General features: G+C 69.1%; 15 protein-coding genes and 1 pseudogene. 6 read left to right on the top strand and 10 right to left on the bottom strand.

Features of this window, described 5'->3' with window-relative positions; all coding sequences use genetic code 11:
* Positions 1 to 62: 62 nt before the first annotated feature.
* The 4 genes from ABZ318_RS24875 to ngcE form a co-directional block, all read right to left on the bottom strand.
* A complete protein-coding gene (locus ABZ318_RS24875) occupies positions 63 to 1,274 on the bottom strand; it encodes an ROK family transcriptional regulator (RefSeq protein WP_356904681.1) in 1,212 nt (403 codons plus the stop codon).
* Between the two features lie 161 nt (positions 1,275 to 1,435).
* Positions 1,436 to 2,374, bottom strand: coding sequence for a carbohydrate ABC transporter permease (locus ABZ318_RS24870; protein ID WP_356904680.1), 939 nt, complete (start codon positions 2,372 to 2,374; stop codon positions 1,436 to 1,438).
* Positions 2,374 to 3,303, bottom strand: coding sequence for a sugar ABC transporter permease (locus ABZ318_RS24865; RefSeq protein ID WP_356904679.1), 930 nt, complete (start codon positions 3,301 to 3,303; stop codon positions 2,374 to 2,376). Before ABZ318_RS24865 ends, ABZ318_RS24870 begins: the two co-directional genes overlap by 1 nt.
* Before the next feature lie 102 nt (positions 3,304 to 3,405).
* Positions 3,406 to 4,851, bottom strand: coding sequence for an N-acetylglucosamine/diacetylchitobiose ABC transporter substrate-binding protein (gene ngcE / locus ABZ318_RS24860; protein WP_356904678.1), 1,446 nt, complete (start codon positions 4,849 to 4,851; stop codon positions 3,406 to 3,408).
* A gap of 527 nt (positions 4,852 to 5,378) precedes the next feature.
* Here ngcE and ABZ318_RS24855 point away from each other — a divergent pair.
* A complete protein-coding gene (locus tag ABZ318_RS24855) occupies positions 5,379 to 6,299 on the top strand; it encodes a VCBS repeat-containing protein (protein ID WP_356904677.1) in 921 nt (306 codons plus the stop codon).
* A 99-nt stretch (positions 6,300 to 6,398) separates the two neighbouring features.
* Here ABZ318_RS24855 and acnA read toward each other — a convergent pair whose 3' ends face one another.
* Positions 6,399 to 9,116: an aconitate hydratase AcnA gene (gene acnA / locus ABZ318_RS24850; protein ID WP_356904676.1), complete on the bottom strand. Its 2,718-nt coding sequence runs from the start codon at positions 9,114 to 9,116 to the stop codon at positions 6,399 to 6,401.
* A 157-nt stretch (positions 9,117 to 9,273) separates the two neighbouring features.
* Positions 9,274 to 9,702: a YcxB family protein gene (locus ABZ318_RS24845; protein ID WP_356904675.1), complete on the bottom strand. Its 429-nt coding sequence runs from the start codon at positions 9,700 to 9,702 to the stop codon at positions 9,274 to 9,276.
* Between the two features lie 122 nt (positions 9,703 to 9,824).
* On the opposite strand from ABZ318_RS24845, the gene ABZ318_RS24840 reads away from it, so the two are divergent.
* The 4 genes from ABZ318_RS24840 (at position 9,825) to ABZ318_RS24825 (ending at position 13,083) form a co-directional block, all read left to right on the top strand.
* Positions 9,825 to 10,181, top strand: a complete 357-nt coding sequence (locus tag ABZ318_RS24840; RefSeq protein WP_356904674.1) for a VOC family protein — start codon at positions 9,825 to 9,827, stop codon at positions 10,179 to 10,181.
* A gap of 50 nt (positions 10,182 to 10,231) precedes the next feature.
* Positions 10,232 to 11,761 carry a UDP-N-acetylglucosamine 1-carboxyvinyltransferase gene (locus ABZ318_RS24835; RefSeq protein WP_356904673.1) on the top strand — a complete coding sequence of 510 codons (1,530 nt, stop codon included), beginning with the start codon at positions 10,232 to 10,234 and terminating at the stop codon, positions 11,759 to 11,761.
* A gap of 487 nt (positions 11,762 to 12,248) precedes the next feature.
* Entirely contained in the window at positions 12,249 to 12,659 is a 411-nt protein-coding gene (locus ABZ318_RS24830) for an enediyne antibiotic chromoprotein (RefSeq protein ID WP_356904672.1), read from the top strand.
* A gap of 139 nt (positions 12,660 to 12,798) precedes the next feature.
* On the top strand, positions 12,799 to 13,083 hold the full coding sequence (locus ABZ318_RS24825) for a hypothetical protein (RefSeq protein WP_356904693.1): 285 nt from the start codon (positions 12,799 to 12,801) through the stop codon (positions 13,081 to 13,083).
* A gap of 14 nt (positions 13,084 to 13,097) precedes the next feature.
* On the opposite strand, the pseudogene ABZ318_RS24820 reads toward ABZ318_RS24825, so the two are convergent.
* Positions 13,098 to 13,244, bottom strand: a pseudogene (locus tag ABZ318_RS24820) (GntR family transcriptional regulator); the annotation flags it as partial.
* Positions 13,245 to 13,941: 697 nt separating this feature from the next.
* Between ABZ318_RS24820 and ABZ318_RS24815 the strand changes: the two are divergent.
* Complete coding sequence (locus ABZ318_RS24815) at positions 13,942 to 14,703, top strand: hypothetical protein (RefSeq protein ID WP_356904671.1); 762 nt, start codon at positions 13,942 to 13,944, stop codon at positions 14,701 to 14,703.
* Between the two features lie 6 nt (positions 14,704 to 14,709).
* Here ABZ318_RS24815 and ABZ318_RS24810 read toward each other — a convergent pair whose 3' ends face one another.
* The 3 genes from ABZ318_RS24810 to ABZ318_RS24800 all read right to left on the bottom strand — a co-directional run.
* Positions 14,710 to 16,263: an MFS transporter gene (locus tag ABZ318_RS24810; RefSeq protein WP_356904670.1), complete on the bottom strand. Its 1,554-nt coding sequence runs from the start codon at positions 16,261 to 16,263 to the stop codon at positions 14,710 to 14,712.
* Between the two features lie 268 nt (positions 16,264 to 16,531).
* Complete coding sequence (locus ABZ318_RS24805; RefSeq protein WP_356904669.1) at positions 16,532 to 16,930, bottom strand: RidA family protein; 399 nt, start codon at positions 16,928 to 16,930, stop codon at positions 16,532 to 16,534.
* Positions 16,927 to 17,857 (bottom strand): acyl-CoA dehydrogenase (locus ABZ318_RS24800; protein ID WP_356904668.1); only part of this gene is annotated, 931 nt, incomplete at its 5' end. The genes ABZ318_RS24805 and ABZ318_RS24800, both read right to left, overlap by 4 nt.

The raw sequence follows: 17,857 nt of genomic DNA, 5'->3' as shown, positions 1-17,857 counted from the left end.
GGCCGCAACGTCGTCGTCAAGAAGTAAATCCTTAACGAGATGACAACGACGGTGTTCGTTATCTAAGTGAAGGCAAGGCGGGAAGCCGGAGCAGCCGCGGGCAATGCGCTCTCCAACAGGGTCGAATCGCCCATTTCGCTCAGTACGAGAGCGAGGGCGCCGAGCACCTCGGCGCGGCCGCCGAGGGCCCCCTGGGCCAGCGAGAGCTGCCGGGCGGCGCTGGGGATCGCGTACCGCGAGACGGAGTCCCTGATGGGCGCGAGGACCAGCTCACCGGCCTCCGCGAGGTCGCCGCCCAGCACCACCCGGCTGGGGTTGAGGAGGTTGCAGAGGTTGGCGATGCCGCTGCCGATGTGCCGTCCGACGTCGGCGATCACCCGGCGGCAGCCGGGGTCGCCCTCCCGGGCCAGCTGGACGACCCGTTCCATGGTCAGATCGGGGCCGTGGCTCGGCTGGAGCAGCGGCAGGACGTACCGCGCGGCGGTGAAGGTCTCCAGGCAGCCGCGGTTGCCGCAGCGGCAGACCGGGCCCGACTCGTCCAGGGTGATGTGCCCGATCTCCCCGGCGGTGCCGCCGGGCCCCCGGTAGACCCGCCCGTCGATGACGAGTCCGGCGCCGACGCCGCTGGCCACCTTGATGTAGGCCAGGTCCTTGACGCCCCGGCCGCTGCCCCAGACGAGCTCGCCGAGCGCGCCGAGGTTGGCGTCGTTGTCGACGTGCACGGGGACGCCGAGCCGGGCGGAGAGCTCCTCGGCGGGGTTGATGCCGCTCCAGCCCGGCAGGATCGAGGTCGAGCCGAGCGTCCCGGAGGAGACGTCGATCGGACCGGGCACGCCGAGGCCGACGCCGATCACCTTGTCGGGGCCGATGCCGGTGGCCCGGATCAGCCGCTTGACCAGCTGCTCGGCGCGGTCGAAGCCCTCGGCGGCGGAGGCGTCCACGTCGAGCGGCTCGGCCTCCTCGGCGAGCACCTGGTGGGCGAGGTTGCCGACGGCGACCCGCAGGTGGGTGTGGCCGAAGTCCACGCCGATCACGATGCCGGCGTCGCCGGAGAGCGAGACGCTGCGGGCCCGGCGGCCCCCGGCGGACGTCGGCGTGACCTCGACGGTGCCGCCGTCCTTCAGCTCCCGCACGATGTTGGAGACCGTGGCGGCGGAGAGGCCCGTCGTCCGGGCGATCTCCGCCTGGGTGAGCGAGCCGGCCATGCGCACCGCCCGGACGACCCGTTCGAGATTGGCCCTGTGCAGAGACGTCTGCGACCCAGGAGTCTCCATCGACCCACTCACTCCCACCGTTTTCTCCAACATGTGAACTCTAAGGGGACGCTTTCGGCTTGGTCCCCGTCAAGACCTTGAGTGTCGGAGGGCGAGTGTCACACGACGCGCCGGGCCCCCGGCGCGGGTGCGCCGGGGGCCCGGGGAACGCGGTGGCGGGGTTACTTCACGGCGCCGGCGGTGAGGCCGGCCACCACCTGCCGCTGGAAGACGATGTACGCCGCGAGGACCGGGAGCATCGCCATCACCAGGCCGGCGAAGAGGCCGGACCAGTCGCCCTTGTAGCCCTGGCTGACGGCCAGCTGGACGAGGCCCTGCGAGAGCACCTTCTTCTCCGGCTCGGTGTTGAGCACCGTCGGCAGCAGGTACTGGTTCCACTGGCCGAGGAAGTTGAAGATGCCGACGCTGATGAGGCCGGGCTTGGCCATCGGCAGCATCACCTGGAAGAAGGTCCGGGTGTGCGAGGCCCCGTCCACGAAGGCCGCCTCCGCCACCGAGGTCGGCAGGGTGCGGAAGAAGGCCGTGAGGAAGAAGACGGTGAACGGCAGCGAGTACGCGATGTAGACCAGGATCAGGCCGTGCAGCGTGTTGAGCAGGGCCATGTTCTGCATCACGTAGAAGAGCGGCACGAGCGCCAGGATGACCGGGAAGCTCATCCCTCCGATGAAGAGGAAGTAGATGAAGCGGTTGCCCGGGAAGTCGAAGCGGGCCAGGACGTAGGCCGCCATCGAGCCGAGGAGGAGCGTGCCGAGGAGCGAGCCGCCGACCACCAGGAGGGTGTTCAGGAAGTAGTCGCTCATGTGCGCCTCGGTCCAGGCGCGCGACCAGTTCTCGAAGTGCAGCCTGTCGGGCAGCGACCAGGGGGAGGTGAAGATCGCCTTGTCGGTCTTGAAGGAGGTCATCACCGCCCAGAGCAGCGGCATGACGACCATGATCGCCCAGATGATCAGGACGCCGTGCGAGAAGACGTTGAGGGTCGCGCCCTCGGCCTTGGCGGTCCTGCGGGGGGCGGGCGCCGTCGTCTTGGTGACCGCGGGGCCCGGGCCGGCCGGGGACCCGGGGGTCTCGACGCCGGTGGTGGCAGTGTCGGTCGTCTTCATCAGAACTCCAGCCGCTCGCGCCGGCCCACCTTCATCACGACGGCCGCGAAGGCCAGCGTGACGATGAGGAGCGCGACACCGATGGTCGTTGCGTAGGCGGCCTGACCGTCCCGGAACGCCTTCTGGTACACGTACAGCGGAAGGACGATGGTGGAGAAGTCGGGTCCGCCGCCGTTGGGGCCGACGGTCATGATCTGGACGACGGCGAAGGATTCCGCGCCGAGCGCGAGGATGCCCATGTAGATCCAGCCGGACTGCACGGTGTCCCAGAGCAGCGGCATGGTGATCTTGAAGAACGTGGTGAAGCGGTTCGCGCCGTCGAGCAGGGCCGCCTCGTAGAAGTCCCTCGGAATGGAGGCCATGCCGGCCGAGAAGAGGACGACGAAGAATCCGACCGTGGACCAGACGAGGACGACCATCACGCAGATGAGGGCGAGGTCCGGATCTCCGAGCCAGTCCGGCTGGACGCTGTCGAGACCGACGCCCTTCAACACGGAATTGATGGCTCCGCTGTTCGGGTTGTACGCGAACTGGAAGAGCAGCGCGACGATCGCGATCGACAGCACCTGCGGGAAGAAATAGACGATCTTGTAGAAAGAGGACCCGCGCACACCCGCGATCGCCGCGCCCCTGCGGCGCCGACCGCCGACATTGAGCATGAAGGCGAAGAAAAGCGCGAGCCCCACGGTCACCAGGGGCAGCACCACCGCGAAGGTCAGACTGTGCTGGAGCGATTTCCAGAAGACCTCGTCGTCCAGCATCCTGCTGTAGTTGTCGAATCCGACCATCCCGAATTCGGGACTCAGTCCGCTCCAGTCCGTGAACGAGTAGTAGATGGACTGGATGAACGGCCAGATGACGAACAGCACGTAGAGCGCGAGGGGGGCCGCCAGGAACCCCACGATGAAACGGTACTTTCCGTGTTGCATTCCTACCGACCCCGATCTTTCCCGCGACAGACGCGCCGCTGGTGCCACGCGCCAAGGGGCCGGGGCCCGCTCCCGGTCGGCGGGAAGGGGCCCCGGCACTGCTCACTGGTGCTTGTAGTGCTTGATCGAGGAGTCCCCGGCCGCCTCGTCGGCGTACTTCTGGATCTTCTTGATCGTCTCGGCCGGGGTCGCGCGGCCGGCCATCATCTCGCCGAGGCCGGCGACACCGATCTTCTCCTTCTGGAGGGCGACGTACCAGTCCTGGAGGCGCGGGTTGACGACGTTCTGGCCGGCCTTCTCCAGGGCGGCGACACCGGACTTGAGGCCCGGGGTCAGCTCGATGCCGTCGGTACCGCCGTTGAAGGCGGTCAGGGACTTCACGGACTTGGTGAAGTTCTTCGAGGAGGCCTCGCTGAGCATGATGCGCAGCTGCTCCAGGCCGCCCTCCAGGTTCTTCGCCTTCGCCGGGACGATGAAGGGCTCGCCGCCGGACGCCCAGATGGTGCCGAAGGGCATCTTGTCGGACGAGTCGATGCCTGTCGGGGCCGAGACGGCCAGGTCGAAGTCGGCCGGCATGGTCTTCGCGGCCTCGTTCTCGACCCAGGAGCCGTTCGGGATGAACAGCGCCTTGCCCTCGGTCCAGGCGGTCTGCGACTGGATGTGGTCGAGGCCGGGGGTGCCCTTGAGGATGTAGCCCTTCCTGACGAGCTCGTAGTACGCCTCGAAGCAGGTCTTGACCGCGGGGTGCTCCCAGGCCTTCGGCTCCAGGTTGTCGATGGCGTCGAGGACCTCGCGGCCGCCGACCTTGCCGATCATCGGGTAGAGCGAGAAGGGGACGTAGTACGGGTACTTGCCGGCGTACGTCCAGCCCGCGATGCCCTTCTTCTTGGCCTTCTCGCAGACGGCCAGCATCTCGTCCCAGGTCTCGGGGTACTTCGCGTCGAGGGAGTCGAGCAGCTTCTGCGAGTACCAGACGCCGTAGACCGTGTACGCGTAGTACATGATCCACACCGAGTCGCCGTCGAACTGGCCCATCTCGACGATGCCGGGCCGCAGGGTGTCGCGGACCTTCTTGCTCGGGTCGTCGATGGACGGCGCGTCCAGGAGCGGGGTGAGGTCCGCCAGCTGCTTCTGGCCGACGAGGACGCCCATGTCCATCTGCTCGGCGCCGGAGTTGTCGATGAGGTCCGGCGGGGTGCCGCCGTTGAAGCGCGGCTGCAGCGTGGTGGTGATCTTCTGGGTCGGTGTGAACTTGACGCTCGCCTTGGGGTAATTGGTCTCGTAGACCTTGATCGCATCCTTGGCGTACTCCTGTCCGAATCCGCCGTCGAAGAGGACGAAATCGAGCGGTGCCGACTCGTTCACCCCGAGCGGGTTCTTGTCGGACTTCGTGCCCTTCTCGACCTTTCCGTTTCCACCGCTGTCGCTGCTCGCGCAGGCGGACAGGAAGCCCATGGTCGGCACGGAGATCAGACCGATGGCGGCGGAGCGCTTGATCAGATCGCGACGGCCGAGGCCCTCACCGTGGTGTGCGGAGGTGGATCCCATGCTCAAGTCCTCGCCTTCATTCAGGACTCAGGCGGTGTACCGGTCGCCCGTACTCACTCGCCACAGGCGAAGGGCCCCGCCACCGCGGTCATTTGCAGCCGGGTCGTGCACGCGTCGGGCCGTCGCCGGATTGCTCCGACTGGCTGGACGCCGACAGGTATAGTCCACTTCCCTTCATGGGAGCAAGATCGAAACCAGGTTTCCACGACCATCTTTCCCGAGTTGAGACCTCCGGGATAAGCACGCTGGATCTGCGGCGTTTCGTCCAACCATTCGCCACGCAACACCCTTGACACGACATCAGGCTCACCCCATGGCCGGGCCGACGCGTCAGGAGACCGGGAGCGCGCGGGAGGAAGCGCGCAAATGGTGCATACGACCGACATCGAAACAGTTGTGTCACAAACCAGTTGCCCGGTGAAGATCTCGTGAGAAGGATCCTGGATCATAGAGGTCCCGCCCACCCCTGCCTCCGGCACGGGCGTGCGGCGGGACCCGCCTCATTCCATACGGATCTGGAGTATTACGTGGCCAACTCTTCTGGCCTGAACCGCACGGGCATCCTGTCCCGTGTCACGGTCGCGGCGATAACCGCGGCCCTGGTCGGCACCACGACGGCCGCCGTCGCGGCCGACGCGCCGCAGGAGCGGACCGCGTCCGCCGCCGTCCAGCAGCCCTCGGGCAACGCGAGCGCCTTCGCTGCCGACACCGCCTCCGACGCCCAGGTGAACGCCCTCTACGGCGTCGACTCCCGTGGCGACATGTACGGCTACGCGCCGAACGGCCGGGGCGGCCTCGACGCCCGCCTCTACACCGGCTACGGCTGGGGCAGCGCCAAGTTCATCACCCAGGTCGACCGGGACCACGACGGCAGCGCCGACGGCATCTGGGACGTGACCGCGGGCCGCCTGTCGTACATGGAGTACGGCGGCGACCCGGTCACCGTCGGCAGCGGCTGGAGCATCTACAACCAGGTCCTGTCCGCGGGCCAGCTCGGTGGCGCCACCGCCGACGACCTGCTCGCCCGTGACAGCTACGGCGTGCTGTGGCTGTACCTGGGCTACGGCAACGGCAAGGTCACCACCCGCTACAGGGTGGGTGGCGGCTGGAACGCCTACACCCAGATCGCCGGCAAGGGCGACCTGAGCGGCGACGGCAAGGACGACATCGTCGCCCGCGACAGCTACGGCGTGCTGTGGCTGTACAAGGGCACCGGCAACTACAAGGCGCCGTTCGCCACCCGCACCCGGATCGGCGGCGGCTGGAATACCTACAACACCCTCGTCTCGACCGGTGACATCGACCTCGACGGCATCACCGACCTGGTCGCCCGTGACAAGGTCGGCGCCCTGTGGCTGTACAAGGGCACCGCGAACGGCACCACGCCGTTCAAGCCGCGCGTGCAGATCGGCAGCAGCGGCTGGAACACCTACCGCATCATGTTCTGATCCTCGCTCCCGTCGTGAGACGGCGCGTGTGACGAACGCAAGGGCCCCGCTCCTCTTCCGAGGAGCGGGGCCCTTCCCGTGTGCCCGTTGCCCGGTGCGTCAGCCGCGGATCAGGTTGCGGAGCACGTACTGCATGATGCCGCCGTTGCGGTAGTAGTCCGCCTCACCGGGGGTGTCGATGCGGACGACCGCGTCGAACTCGACACCGGTGTCGGTGGTGACCTTGACCGTGCTCGGCGTGGTGCCCTCGTTCAGCTCCGTGACGCCCGTGATGGAGAAGGTCTCCTCGCCGGTCAGGCCGAGCGAGTCGGCCGACTGGCCGGCCGGGAACTGCAGCGGCAGGACGCCCATGCCGATGAGGTTCGAGCGGTGGATGCGCTCGTACGACTCGGTGATGACGGCCTTGACGCCGAGGAGCGCGGTGCCCTTGGCGGCCCAGTCGCGGGACGAGCCGGAGCCGTACTCCTTGCCGCCCAGGATGACCAGCGGGGTGCCGGCGGCCTGGTAGTTCTGCGAGGCGTCGTAGATGAACGACACCGGAGCGTCGGCCTGGGTGAAGTCGCGGGTGTAGCCGCCCTCGGTGCCCGGCGCGATCTGGTTGCGCAGGCGGATGTTGGCGAAGGTGCCGCGGATCATGACCTCGTGGTTGCCCCGGCGCGAGCCGTAGGAGTTGAAGTCACGACGCTCCACACCGTGCTCGGTGAGGTACTTGCCGGCCGGGGTGTCGGCCTTGATGGCGCCGGCCGGGGAGATGTGGTCGGTGGTGACCGAGTCGCCCAGCTTGGCCAGGACGCGGGCGCCGACGATGTCGGTGACCGGGGTGGTCTCCATCGTCATGCCCTCGAAGTACGGGGGCTTGCGGACGTAGGTGGACTCGGCGTCCCACTCGAAGGTGTTGCCGGTCGGGATCGGCAGCGCCTGCCACTGGGCGTCGCCCGCGAAGACGTCCTGGTAGGACTTGTTGAACATGTCCTCGCCGATGGCGTTGGCGACGACGTCGTTGACCTCGGCCTCGGACGGCCAGATGTCCTTGAGGAAGACCGGGTTGCCCTCGGTGTCGGTGCCGAGCGCGTCCTTGGTGATGTCCACCTTCATGGAGCCCGCGATGGCGTACGCGACGACCAGCGGCGGGGAGGCCAGGTAGTTCATCTTGACGTCGGGGTTGATGCGACCCTCGAAGTTGCGGTTGCCCGAGAGCACCGAGGTCACGGCCAGGTCGTGCTCGTTGACGGCCTTGGAGACCTCCTCCGGCAGCGGGCCGGAGTTGCCGATGCAGGTGGTGCAGCCGTAGCCGACGAGGTTGAAGCCGACCTTGTCGAGGTACGGGGTGAGGCCCGCCTTGTCGAAGTAGTCGGTGACGACCTTGGAGCCCGGGGCGAGGGTGGTCTTGACCCACGGCTTGCGGGTCAGGCCCTTCTCGACGGCCTTCTTCGCGACGAGCGCGGCGGCGACCATCACGTACGGGTTCGACGTGTTGGTGCAGGAGGTGATCGCGGCGACGGTGACGGCGCCGTGGTCGATCTCGTACGTCGAGCCGTCGGGGGCGGTCACCTGGACCGGCTTCGACGGGGCGCCGTTCGGGTGGTTCGCCGGGGCGTCGGAGGCCGGGAAGGACTCCTTGCCCGCCTCGTCGACCTCGTCGACGTAGTTGCGGACGTCCTGGGCGAACTGCGCGGCGGCGTTCGCGAGGACGATGCGGTCCTGCGGGCGCTTCGGGCCGGCGATCGACGGGACGACGGTGGAGAGGTCGAGCTCCAGCTTCTCGGAGAAGTCCGGCTCGGCCTTCGGGTCCAGCCAGAGGCCCTGCTCCTTGGCGTACGCCTCGACGAGCGCGACCTGCTGCTCGGAGCGGCCGGTGAGCTTGAGGTAGTTCAGGGTCTCGTCGTCGATCGGGAAGACCGCGGCGGTGGAGCCGAACTCCGGCGACATGTTGCCGATGGTGGCGCGGTTGGCGAGGCTCGTCGCCGCCACGCCCTCGCCGTAGAACTCGACGAACTTGCCGACGACACCGTGCTTGCGCAGCATCTCGGTGATGGTCAGCACCAGGTCGGTGGCGGTGGTGCCGGTGGGCAGCTCGCCGGTCAGCTTGAAGCCGACGACGCGCGGGATGAGCATGGAGACCGGCTGGCCGAGCATCGCGGCCTCGGCCTCGATGCCGCCGACGCCCCAGCCGAGCACGCCGAGGCCGTTGACCATGGTGGTGTGCGAGTCGGTGCCGACGAGGGTGTCGGGGTAGGCCTGGCCGTTGCGGACCATGACCGTGCGGGCCAGGTGCTCGATGTTCACCTGGTGGACGATGCCGGTGCCGGGCGGGACGACCTTGAACTCGTCGAAGGCGGTCTGGCCCCAGCGCAGGAACTGGTAGCGCTCCTTGTTGCGGCCGTACTCCAGCTCGACGTTCTGGCCGAAGGCGTCCTTGGTGCCGAACTTGTCGGCGATGACCGAGTGGTCGATGACCAGCTCGGCCGGGGCCAGCGGGTTGATCTTCGCCGGGTCGCCGCCGAGCTCCTTGACGGCCTCGCGCATGGTGGCGAGGTCGACGACACAGGGCACACCGGTGAAGTCCTGCATGATCACGCGGGCGGGCGTGAACTGGATCTCCTGGCTCGGCTGAGCCTGCGAGTCCCAGTTGCCGAGGGCCCGGATGTGGTCGGCGGTGATGTTCGCGCCGTCCTCGGTGCGGAGCAGGTTCTCCAGGAGGACCTTCAGGCTGTAAGGGAGGCGCGCGGAGCCCTCGACCTTGTCCAGCTTGAAGATCTCGTACGACTCGTCGCCCACGCGCAGCGTGCTGCGGGCGTCGAAGCTGTTCGCCGACACGACAGTCTCCTTCATATATGTGCGCGTTTCACCACATCCTGCCGCCACGTACGCGTCGTCGATCCGCTAAGGTAAGGCTAAGTTAGGTAATCCTTACCAGGGTGGCGGCAGCGGTGCGCCTCGGCAGATATCTCGATGTCGAGATAACTCTAGTACATCACCGCCGCCCGGTCATGCCTGGCATGCCCCGAAGCCTGCGCAGGTTCGCCGCCGCCAGGACGGCGCGCACCCGATCCACGTCCGCGGGGTCCGCGGCGCCGCGCTTGGGCAGTGCGAAATAGACGCGTATGCGTCTCGGCATGAAGACGAACAGCTCGCCGGTCTCGATGCACCGGGGGAACGCCTGCCAGTCGATAGCGCTGGTGAGGCCACCGCCGGTGGTGGTCATCCCGTCGTCGCCGACGACGGTCGTACAGGTGCCGTAGTCCGCCATGCCGGAGTACTGCTCGCGCCCGGCGCGCGCCGGGTTCCGGCCGATGATCACGCTCGTGGCGACCAGGACGCACGCGCCCACCCCGGCCGACGCGGCGGGCGAGAAGCCCCTGCGCCATGCGCAGGAATACGCGAGCAGCACGCCCACGGTCACCGGGACGAGCAGGGCCGCGAGCCCGGCCTGATCGACAAGACACCCCCCAGGAGGTGTTCGGCCCCGCCCCGAACGGGTGCGGCCCGATTGCCGCGGCGGGCGTCCCGGCCGACGATCGGTTCATGATCAGCGGCGCGCACGTGGTTCTCTACACCCGGGACGCGGAGGCCGACCGGGCCTTCCTCAAGGACGTCGTCGGCTTCGAGCACGTGGACGCCGGAGGGGGCTGGCTCATCTTCAAGCTGCCGCCCGCCGAGATCGCGGTGCACCCCACGACGGGCGAGCCCCAGCACGAGGTGTACCTCATGTGCGACGACCTCACCCAGACCCTGACAAACCTGGAGGATCGGGGCGCGGAAATCTCACGGGCCATCACCGACCAGGGCTGGGGCCTGCTCGCCGCCGTCCGGCTGCCGAGCGGCACCGAACTCCCCCTGTACGAACCGCGCCACCCGACCGCGCACGGCGATTCACCCTGATGGCCCACTCGATGACGGATCACATCTCATATCTGAGATAACGTGACGCCATGGCAGACGACTACCTCGTACGCATCGGCAAGCTCATCCGTGACGCCCGGCAACACCGCGGCTGGACACAGACGCAGCTCGCCGAAGCACTGGCCACGAGCCAGAGCGCCGTCAACCGGATCGAGCGCGGCAACCAGAACATCAGCCTTGAGATGATCGCCCGGATCGGCGAAGCCCTCGACAGCGAGATTGTGTCCCTGGGATACGCGGGACCCATGCACCTCCGGGTCGTCGGCCGTCGCCGCCTCTCCGGCTCCATCGACGTCAAGACGAGCAAGAACGCCTGTGTCGCGCTGCTCTGCGCCTCGCTCCTCAACAAGGGCCGCACGGTCCTGCGCCGGGTCGCCCGCATCGAGGAGGTCTTCCGGCTCCTGGAGGTCCTCAACTCCGTCGGCGTCCGCACCCGCTGGATCAACGACTGCACGGACCTGGAGATCGTCCCCCCGGCCGAGCTCGACATGGAGTCCATCGACGCCGAGGCCGCGATCCGCACCCGCTCGATCATCATGTTCCTCGGCCCGCTGCTGCACCGCATGGACCGTTTCAGGCTGCCGTACGCCGGCGGCTGCGACCTCGGTACGCGCACGATCGAGCCGCACATGATCGCGCTGCGCCGCTTCGGCCTGGAGGTCACGGCCACCGAGGGCATCTACCACGCCCAGGTCGACCGCTCCGTCTCCCCCGACCGCCCGATCGTCCTGACCGAGCGCGGGGACACCGTCACCGAGAACGCGCTGCTCGCCGCCGCCCGGCACGACGGCGTGACCGTCATCCGCAACGCCTCCTCCAACTACATGGTCCAGGACCTCTGCTTCTTCCTGGAGACCCTCGGCGTCCGGGTCGACGGCATCGGCACCACCACCCTGACCGTGCACGGCGTGCCGCAGATCGACGTGGACGTCGACTACTCCCCCTCCGAGGACCCGGTCGAGGCGATGAGCCTGCTCGCCGCGGCCGTGGTGACGGAGTCGGAGCTGACGATCCGCCGCGTCCCGATCGAGTTCATGGAGATCGAGCTCGCGGTCCTGGAGGAGATGGGCCTCGACCACGACCGCTCGGCGGAGTACGCGGCGGACAACGGCCGCACCCGCCTGGTCGACCTGACGGTCCGTCCCTCCAAGCTGGAGGCGCCGATCGACAAGATCCACCCGATGCCGTTCCCGGGCCTGAACATCGACAACGTCCCCTTCTTCGCGGCGATCGCGGCGACGGCCCAGGGCAAGACCCTCATCCACGACTGGGTCTACGACAACCGCGCCATCTACCTCACCGACCTCAACCGCCTCGGCGGCCGCCTCCAGCTCCTCGACCCCCACCGCGTCCTCGTGGAGGGCCCGACCCGCTGGCGCGCCGCCGAGATGATGTGCCCGCCGGCCCTGCGCCCGGCCGTGGTCGTCCTGCTCGCCATGATGGCGGCGGAGGGCACGTCGGTCCTGCGCAACGTGTACGTCATCAACCGCGGTTACGAGGACCTCGCGGAACGCCTCAACTCGATCGGCGCGCAGATCGAGATCTTCCGGGACATCTAGGCGGAAGGGCGAACCGGGACATGAGGGACCGAGATCGTCGGCCTCGGCAACGCACCTCGACCTGCGAAAACACCTTCCGGCACCTTCCGACGTCTTCAGGAAATGCGCAACGGGACGACCGTTGACTGACGGAAGTCAGTCTCTTTGGCGCACAACCGAGGTCCCATCATTCTTCACGGAGAGTGATGGGACCTCGATCTTTTCATTCCCATTTGTTCATAAAGATGCAGGCCATGGGTGCCTGTCAGGTCCCGACGGAGTGTTCGACGCTACCCAGAGCGGGGGCGCGGCCCTCCGTTCCGGCACCCGGCCCTCAGGTTCCGGTTCTGCTCCCGAGCCCACCCATTGCGCTCTCAACTCCCCTGCCCCAGCAGCTAATTCGAGCCGTTTTCGAGTCATTCTCCAGCGTTCCGGTTGAGCCTGGGTGAGGCGCGATCAACAGACACGCGCCGTTCCTTGCCTTTCCGCACCCATTAGGGAGATGACCATGCAGATCCGCTCGCGTCTGACCAAGGCCGTCACGCTGGCTGCCACCGCCACGGCCGCCCTCGCTTTCTCCGTGTCCCCGGCCTCCGCGGCCCCGGTGGTGACCGTCTCGCCCGGTACCGGCCTGGCCAACGGCCAGACCGTGACCGTGACGGGCACCGGTTACCCCGCGGGTGCCGAAGTCGCCGTGTCGCAGTGCCGCGAGGTCACCACGTGCACCGACACCCTGTCGAAGGCCACCGTCGGCGCCGACGGCAGCTTTACCGCCAACTACACCGTGCGGAAGACGTTCACGGCCACCGACTGGAGCACCGGTTCCACCGTGTCCGTGGACTGCTCCGTGCAGCAGTGCCAGCTGGTCGCCTACCTCGAGGCCACCGGCCCGGTCGGCGCCGGGATCTCCTTCGGCTGAGGCCCGCCGAGCCGACCCGGTGCCCGCACCGGGCACCGCTGCACGGGCGGCTCATACCCTCGGGGCCCGGCGCCGACCGGGCCCCGCGGGGGGTCGCCGCCCCGACCCCGACCGCCTGAAGGGAGCAGCGTCCACGTGAGTGGTCGCCGCCCCTGTGAACACCGTCGCCTCGCTCGTCACGGTGCACACCGACGCCGGCGCCGGCTTCGACGGCCCGCTCGAAGAGGGCCCGATCCTGCACCAGTGGGCCAACCCCCTGGGCCCCGGCATCCGGCGCCGGGTACCAGGCGGCCCTACGACCAGACCTCGCCGAAGCCCACGACCTGAGCCCCGGACTTCATACGCCACGCGCGCCCTGTACGGCTGTCTACGACGCCGCCAGGGCGACGAGGAGGACGACCGCAGCTTCCGCGAGGCCGGGTGAAGGCTACGGCTCCCTAGACGGAACTGGCGGTCGGCCTCCAGATAGCCGATCAGGTCGTGGTTCCGGGCACAGGTCACGATGGCCTCGGCGAGCGGCCGGAGCTCCTCCAGCGCCTCGGGCTGGGCGGTCCGCGCGACGCTGCCGACGGTGGGGACCTCGATGTAACCCAGGGCGTACCCGACCACGTCCTCCAGGTTTCCGTCCAGGCGCGGGTTGAGCACGATCGCCGCCACGTCGGCCTCACGCGCGTCCCCGTCCCGGGTCCAGGCACTCGGCGCGAATTGACGGGCTGCGGTCCATGTTCCAAGGGGCTCTGCGCCACGGTTGCACCCGGGCACGTACAGGGAGTTCCTGTTCCAACCGGCATCGCCCGAAGCGTCACCTCGATGTACGCAGTGGCCGGCGGTCCAGATGGTGTTCTTGTTGCCCGAGACGATCGACGCCGCGCTGCAGTGGTTGAGCTCCCCCTCGGGCGTGAAGAAGTACAGCTTCCCCACGATGTCGTTGCCGGCCCCGGCAGGGACCTCCTGGGAGACGGACATCCCTGCGGCTGCGGTCGCCCGGGGCGAGGTGGCGCCCGCGCCGAATCCTCGGGCGGGGGCCAACGCGGTCACATCGCGCGGCGGGGAGACGCTCTTGCTCGTGCGACCGTGGTCGGGGCGCGCGACAGTTTCAGGTCTGCTCCGGCGGCAGAAACCGCCTTCTCGATAGGGCGCTTCCCCCCCCTGCTGACCGTCAGCGCCGTATGGCCGGCCCTTGCATCTGCACTCGCACAGACTCAAGGGCCGGGCAGGCTGCCAGGGAGGGCGGCGTCTCGTTCTTGCGCGGCGGCGCGGGGGTTCTGTCTACGATCCCCGCGTGGACTCGTACCCCTCTGCCCCGCCGCCGCCCCCGTCGTCACCCCCTGAGGCCGTTCGGCGGTGGTGGCGGCGGCCGGGGGTCGCCGCCGTCGCGGTGGTCGTGCTGCTCGCGGTCGTGTGGTCCGCGTCTCGCTTCTCCGGCGGCGGTTCGCCGGAGAAGGAGACGGGGCGGGGTGATGCCCGGCCGCCGAGGGCCACGGTCACCGTCTCCGCCGCTCCCGAGCCCGCCAAGCCCGCCAAGCCTCCCGTGCTCGTCGGGAAGCGGCTCAAGGAGGCCCAGGAGGTCGCGTCCGGGGCCGGGTACTCCGTCGTGTCGCACGACGCCTCCGACCAGGACGCCAGGCAGTGGGACGCGGACGAGTGGACGGTGTGCTTCCAGACGCCGGCGGGGCAGCGGGACGGCGGTCGGCCCGCACTGGACCTCGGGGTGGTGCGTGTCGGGGCGCCCTGCCCCGCCGTCGACGGCGAGAAGCCGCCCTGGCCGAAGATGCCCGCCGTCACCGGCATGGCCTTCGCGCGGGCCGGAAAGACGCTGGCGCCGATCGGGTTCAGGAAGGTCGAGCCGGAGAGCGCGTACTCCGATGTGGCGCTGCCCGCCGTCGCGGACCCGTGGAAGGTCTGCTTCCAGGACCCCGAGCCGGGCAAGGAGATCGAGAACCCGCAGTACGGGACCGTCTATCTGAAGCTGGCGCCGCCCGACGCCCCCTGTCCCGAGCGGCCGTACGCCCGGTTGCGTCCCGAGCCGACGCCCACGCCGTAGCGGGGCTCAGCCGGCGCCCGGCATCACTCCGCCGCCCTTGAGCCGTTCGATGTCGGAGGCGCGGACCTGGATCACGAAGAGGGCGACCAGGGCGCCGACGACGGCGAAGATCGCCGCCGTGACGAAGCCCGCGGAGACGCCGGAGGTGAGGACCTGGTCGCTCCAGGGGGGTGGGAGCTGGCCGGTTTTGGCGAACTGGGCCTTCTCCAGCGGGCCCGCCTGGGAGAGGAAGGCGGGGACCTGCTTGTCCGCCTCGTTGCGGCTGGCCGTGCCGAAGACGGTCACCAGGATCGAGAGGCCGAGCGAACCGCCCACCTGCTGCATGGCGTTGAGCAGGCCGGACGCGGCGCCGGACTCCCTCTGTTCGACGTTCGACAGCGCCATGATGGTCAGCGAGACGAACATCAGGCCCATGCCGAGGCCGAAGACGAGGATCGGTCCGAGGATGCTGCCCGCGTAGGTGGAGCCCACGTCGGTGAGCGTCAGCCAGGACAGTCCGGCCGCGGCGAGCACCGAGCCCGTCACCATGAAGGGCTTCGGGCCGTACTTGGGCAGCAGGTTGGACGTGAAGCCGGCGCCGACCGCGATGATCGCGCTGACCGGCAGGAACGCGAGGCCCGTCGTCAGGGGGCTGAAGCCCAGCACCTGCTGCACGAAGAGGGTGAGGAAGAAGAACATCCCGAAGATGGCCGCCGCCAGGCAGAGCATGATGACGTACGTGCCCGAGCGGTTGCGGTCGGCGAACATGTGCAGGGGCGTGATGGGCTGCTGGGAGCGCCGCTCGATGAGGATGAACGTCGCCAGGAGGACGATCGCGGCGGCGAACGAGCCGATCGTGTAGGGGTCGCTCCAGCCTTCCTGCGCGGCCCGGATGAATCCGTACACCAGCGCCACCATGCCGAGCGTCGAGGTCAGCGCGCCGGCCAGGTCGAAGTGGCCGGGGTGCCGCTCGGACTCCTTGACGTGACGCGGTGTGAGGAGCGCGATCACGATGGCGATCGGGACGTTGACGAAGAAGATCCAGCGCCAGTCGAGCCATTGGACGAGCATGCCTCCGGCCACCAGGCCGATCGCGCCGCCGCCGGCCGAGACGCCCGCGAAGACACCGAAGGCCCGGTTGCGTTCCGGGCCTTCGTCGAACGTGGTGGTGATGAGGGAGAGCGAGGTCGGCGAGGCTATCGCGCCGCCGACGCCCTGGAGCGCCCGGGCCGCGAGGAGTTGCCACTCGCTCTGCGCGAGTCCGCAGAAGAGGGAGGCCAGTCCGAAGAGCAGCACTCCGAAGATGAAGACGCGTCGTCGGCCCAGGATGTCGCCGGTGCGCCCGCCGAGGAGCAGCAGTCCGCCGAAGGTGAGCGTGTAGGCGTTGACGACCCAGGACAGGCTGGTGGTCGAGAAGTCCAGCGCCGTCTGGATGTGCGGAAGGGCGATGTTCACGATGGTGATGTCGAGGACCACCATCAGCTGACAGGAGGCGATCACGAACAGGGCGATGCCCTTGCCGTCCCCGCCCTTCTTCGGAGTGGCGGTCTGTGCAGGTGTCGTCGGCTTGGGTGTACTCATGTGGCGCCTCGAGCCTCGCCTGGTGAGTGTTCCGTGGGCCGGTCAGTCCACCTTTCGACACTAAGCCCGCCCCGTGCGGGTGACCAGTTGATCAAGCGGGGGCGGAGGGCCTGTCTGACAGTTCCCGTCGGATCAGGCCGGGTCGTCCGGTGCGTGCGATCGGCGTGCGGCCGGGGCGTCCTTGTAGCGGAGCTACTTGGGCGTTTCGGCCGTGCGGCGAGCGTGCGTGCCGGGCGGGCCGGACCCGACGGGAACTGTCAGACAGGCCCTAGTCCAGGACCGCGAAGCCGTCGAGCTCCACCAGGGCCTGCTCGTCCCAGAGGCGTACGACTCCGATGACGGCCATCGCCGGGTAGTCGCGGCCCGCCAAGCGGCGCCAGATCCGGCCCAGTTCGTGCGCGTGGTCGCGGTAGCCCGGGACGTCGGTGGTGTAGACGGTGACGCGGGCGAGGTCGGCGGGGGTGCCGCCGGCGTGCCGCAGGGCGGTGAGCAGATTGGCGAGGGCGGTGGTGAACTGCTCGGTGAGCCCCTCCCCCACGACCTTGCCCTCGGTGTCGAGGGCGGTCTGCCCGGCGAGGAAGACGAGCCGGCTGCCGGTGGCGGTGACGGCGTGGGAGAAGCCGGTGGGCGGGGAGAGTTCGGCGGGGTTGTGGCGGTGCAGGCTCATGCGGTCGCCTCCTTCGGCTTCAGGGCGTACGTGTCCCCCGTGGGCCGCCGATCGCCGGGCGGCACCTCGGTGGGCGGCACCTTCGCGTACAGCTCCTTCGCGATGATCGTGCGCTGCACCTCCGTCGCGCCCTCGTAGATCCGGGGGGCGCGGACCTCCCGGTAGAGGTGTTCCAGGAGGTGGCCGCGCTGGAGGGCGAGGGCGCCGTGCAGCTGGACGGCGGAGTCGACGACGTACTGGGCGGTCTCGGTGGCGAGGAGCTTGGCCATGGCGGAGCGGCGGGGGACGTCGGGGTCCCCCTCGTCGTACGCGACGGCCGCCGCGTACACGAGGAGGCGGGCGGCCTCGGTGCGGGTCGCCATCTCGGCGACGCGGTGCGAGACGGCCTGGAGGTCGGCGAGGACGCCGCCGAAGGCGGGGCGGGCGGCGGTGTGGGCGAGGGCCGCGTCGAGGGCGGCCTGGGCCATGCCGACGGCGAAGGCGCCGACGCTGGGCCGGAAGAGGTTGAGGGTGTTCATGGCGACCCGGAAGCCCCGGTCCGGGGCGCCGAGGAGGTCCTCGGGGCCGACGGGGACGCCGTCGAAGGTGAGGGTGCCGAGGGCGTGCGGGGCGAGCATGTCGAGCGGTTCCCCGCCGAGTCCCGGGCGGTCGGCGGGGACGAGGAAGGCGGTGACGCCGCGGGCTCCGGCGCCCCGGGTGGTGCGGGCGAAGACGGTGGCGAAGTCGGCCTCGGGGGCGTTGGAGATCCAGCGCTTCTCGCCGTGCAGGCGCCAGCCGCCGCGTCCGTCGGGGACGGCGTCGAGGGCGAGGGCTGCGGCGTCGGAGCCGGCGTCCGGCTCCGTCCATCTCCATCTGCTCGAACTCGCGCGTGCGGAAGATGAAGTTGCCCGGAGTGATCTCGTTCCGGAAGGACTTGCCCATCTGCGC

The sequence above is a fragment of the Streptomyces sp. NPDC006197 genome, from assembly GCF_040613865.1.
Classification (GTDB): Bacteria; Actinomycetota; Actinomycetes; order Streptomycetales; family Streptomycetaceae; genus Streptomyces.
The sequence above is the reverse complement of the archived record's forward strand: the minus strand, read 5'-3'. Positions and strand labels throughout refer to the sequence as shown.

Coding starts and splice junctions, on each gene's coding strand:
- ABZ318_RS24875 (WP_356904681.1), bottom strand. CDS start 1,274: ATGGAGACTCCTGGGTCGCAGACGTCTCTGCACAGGGCCAATCTCGAA.
- ABZ318_RS24870 (WP_356904680.1), bottom strand. CDS start 2,374: ATGAAGACGACCGACACTGCCACCACCGGCGTCGAGACCCCCGGGTCC.
- ABZ318_RS24865 (WP_356904679.1), bottom strand. CDS start 3,303: ATGCAACACGGAAAGTACCGTTTCATCGTGGGGTTCCTGGCGGCCCCC.
- ngcE (WP_356904678.1), bottom strand. CDS start 4,851: ATGGGATCCACCTCCGCACACCACGGTGAGGGCCTCGGCCGTCGCGAT.
- ABZ318_RS24840 (WP_356904674.1), top strand. CDS start 9,825: ATGATCAGCGGCGCGCACGTGGTTCTCTACACCCGGGACGCGGAGGCC.
- ABZ318_RS24835 (WP_356904673.1), top strand. CDS start 10,232: ATGGCAGACGACTACCTCGTACGCATCGGCAAGCTCATCCGTGACGCC.
- ABZ318_RS24830 (WP_356904672.1), top strand. CDS start 12,249: ATGCAGATCCGCTCGCGTCTGACCAAGGCCGTCACGCTGGCTGCCACC.
- ABZ318_RS24810 (WP_356904670.1), bottom strand. CDS start 16,263: ATGAGTACACCCAAGCCGACGACACCTGCACAGACCGCCACTCCGAAG.
- ABZ318_RS24805 (WP_356904669.1), bottom strand. CDS start 16,930: ATGAGCCTGCACCGCCACAACCCCGCCGAACTCTCCCCGCCCACCGGC.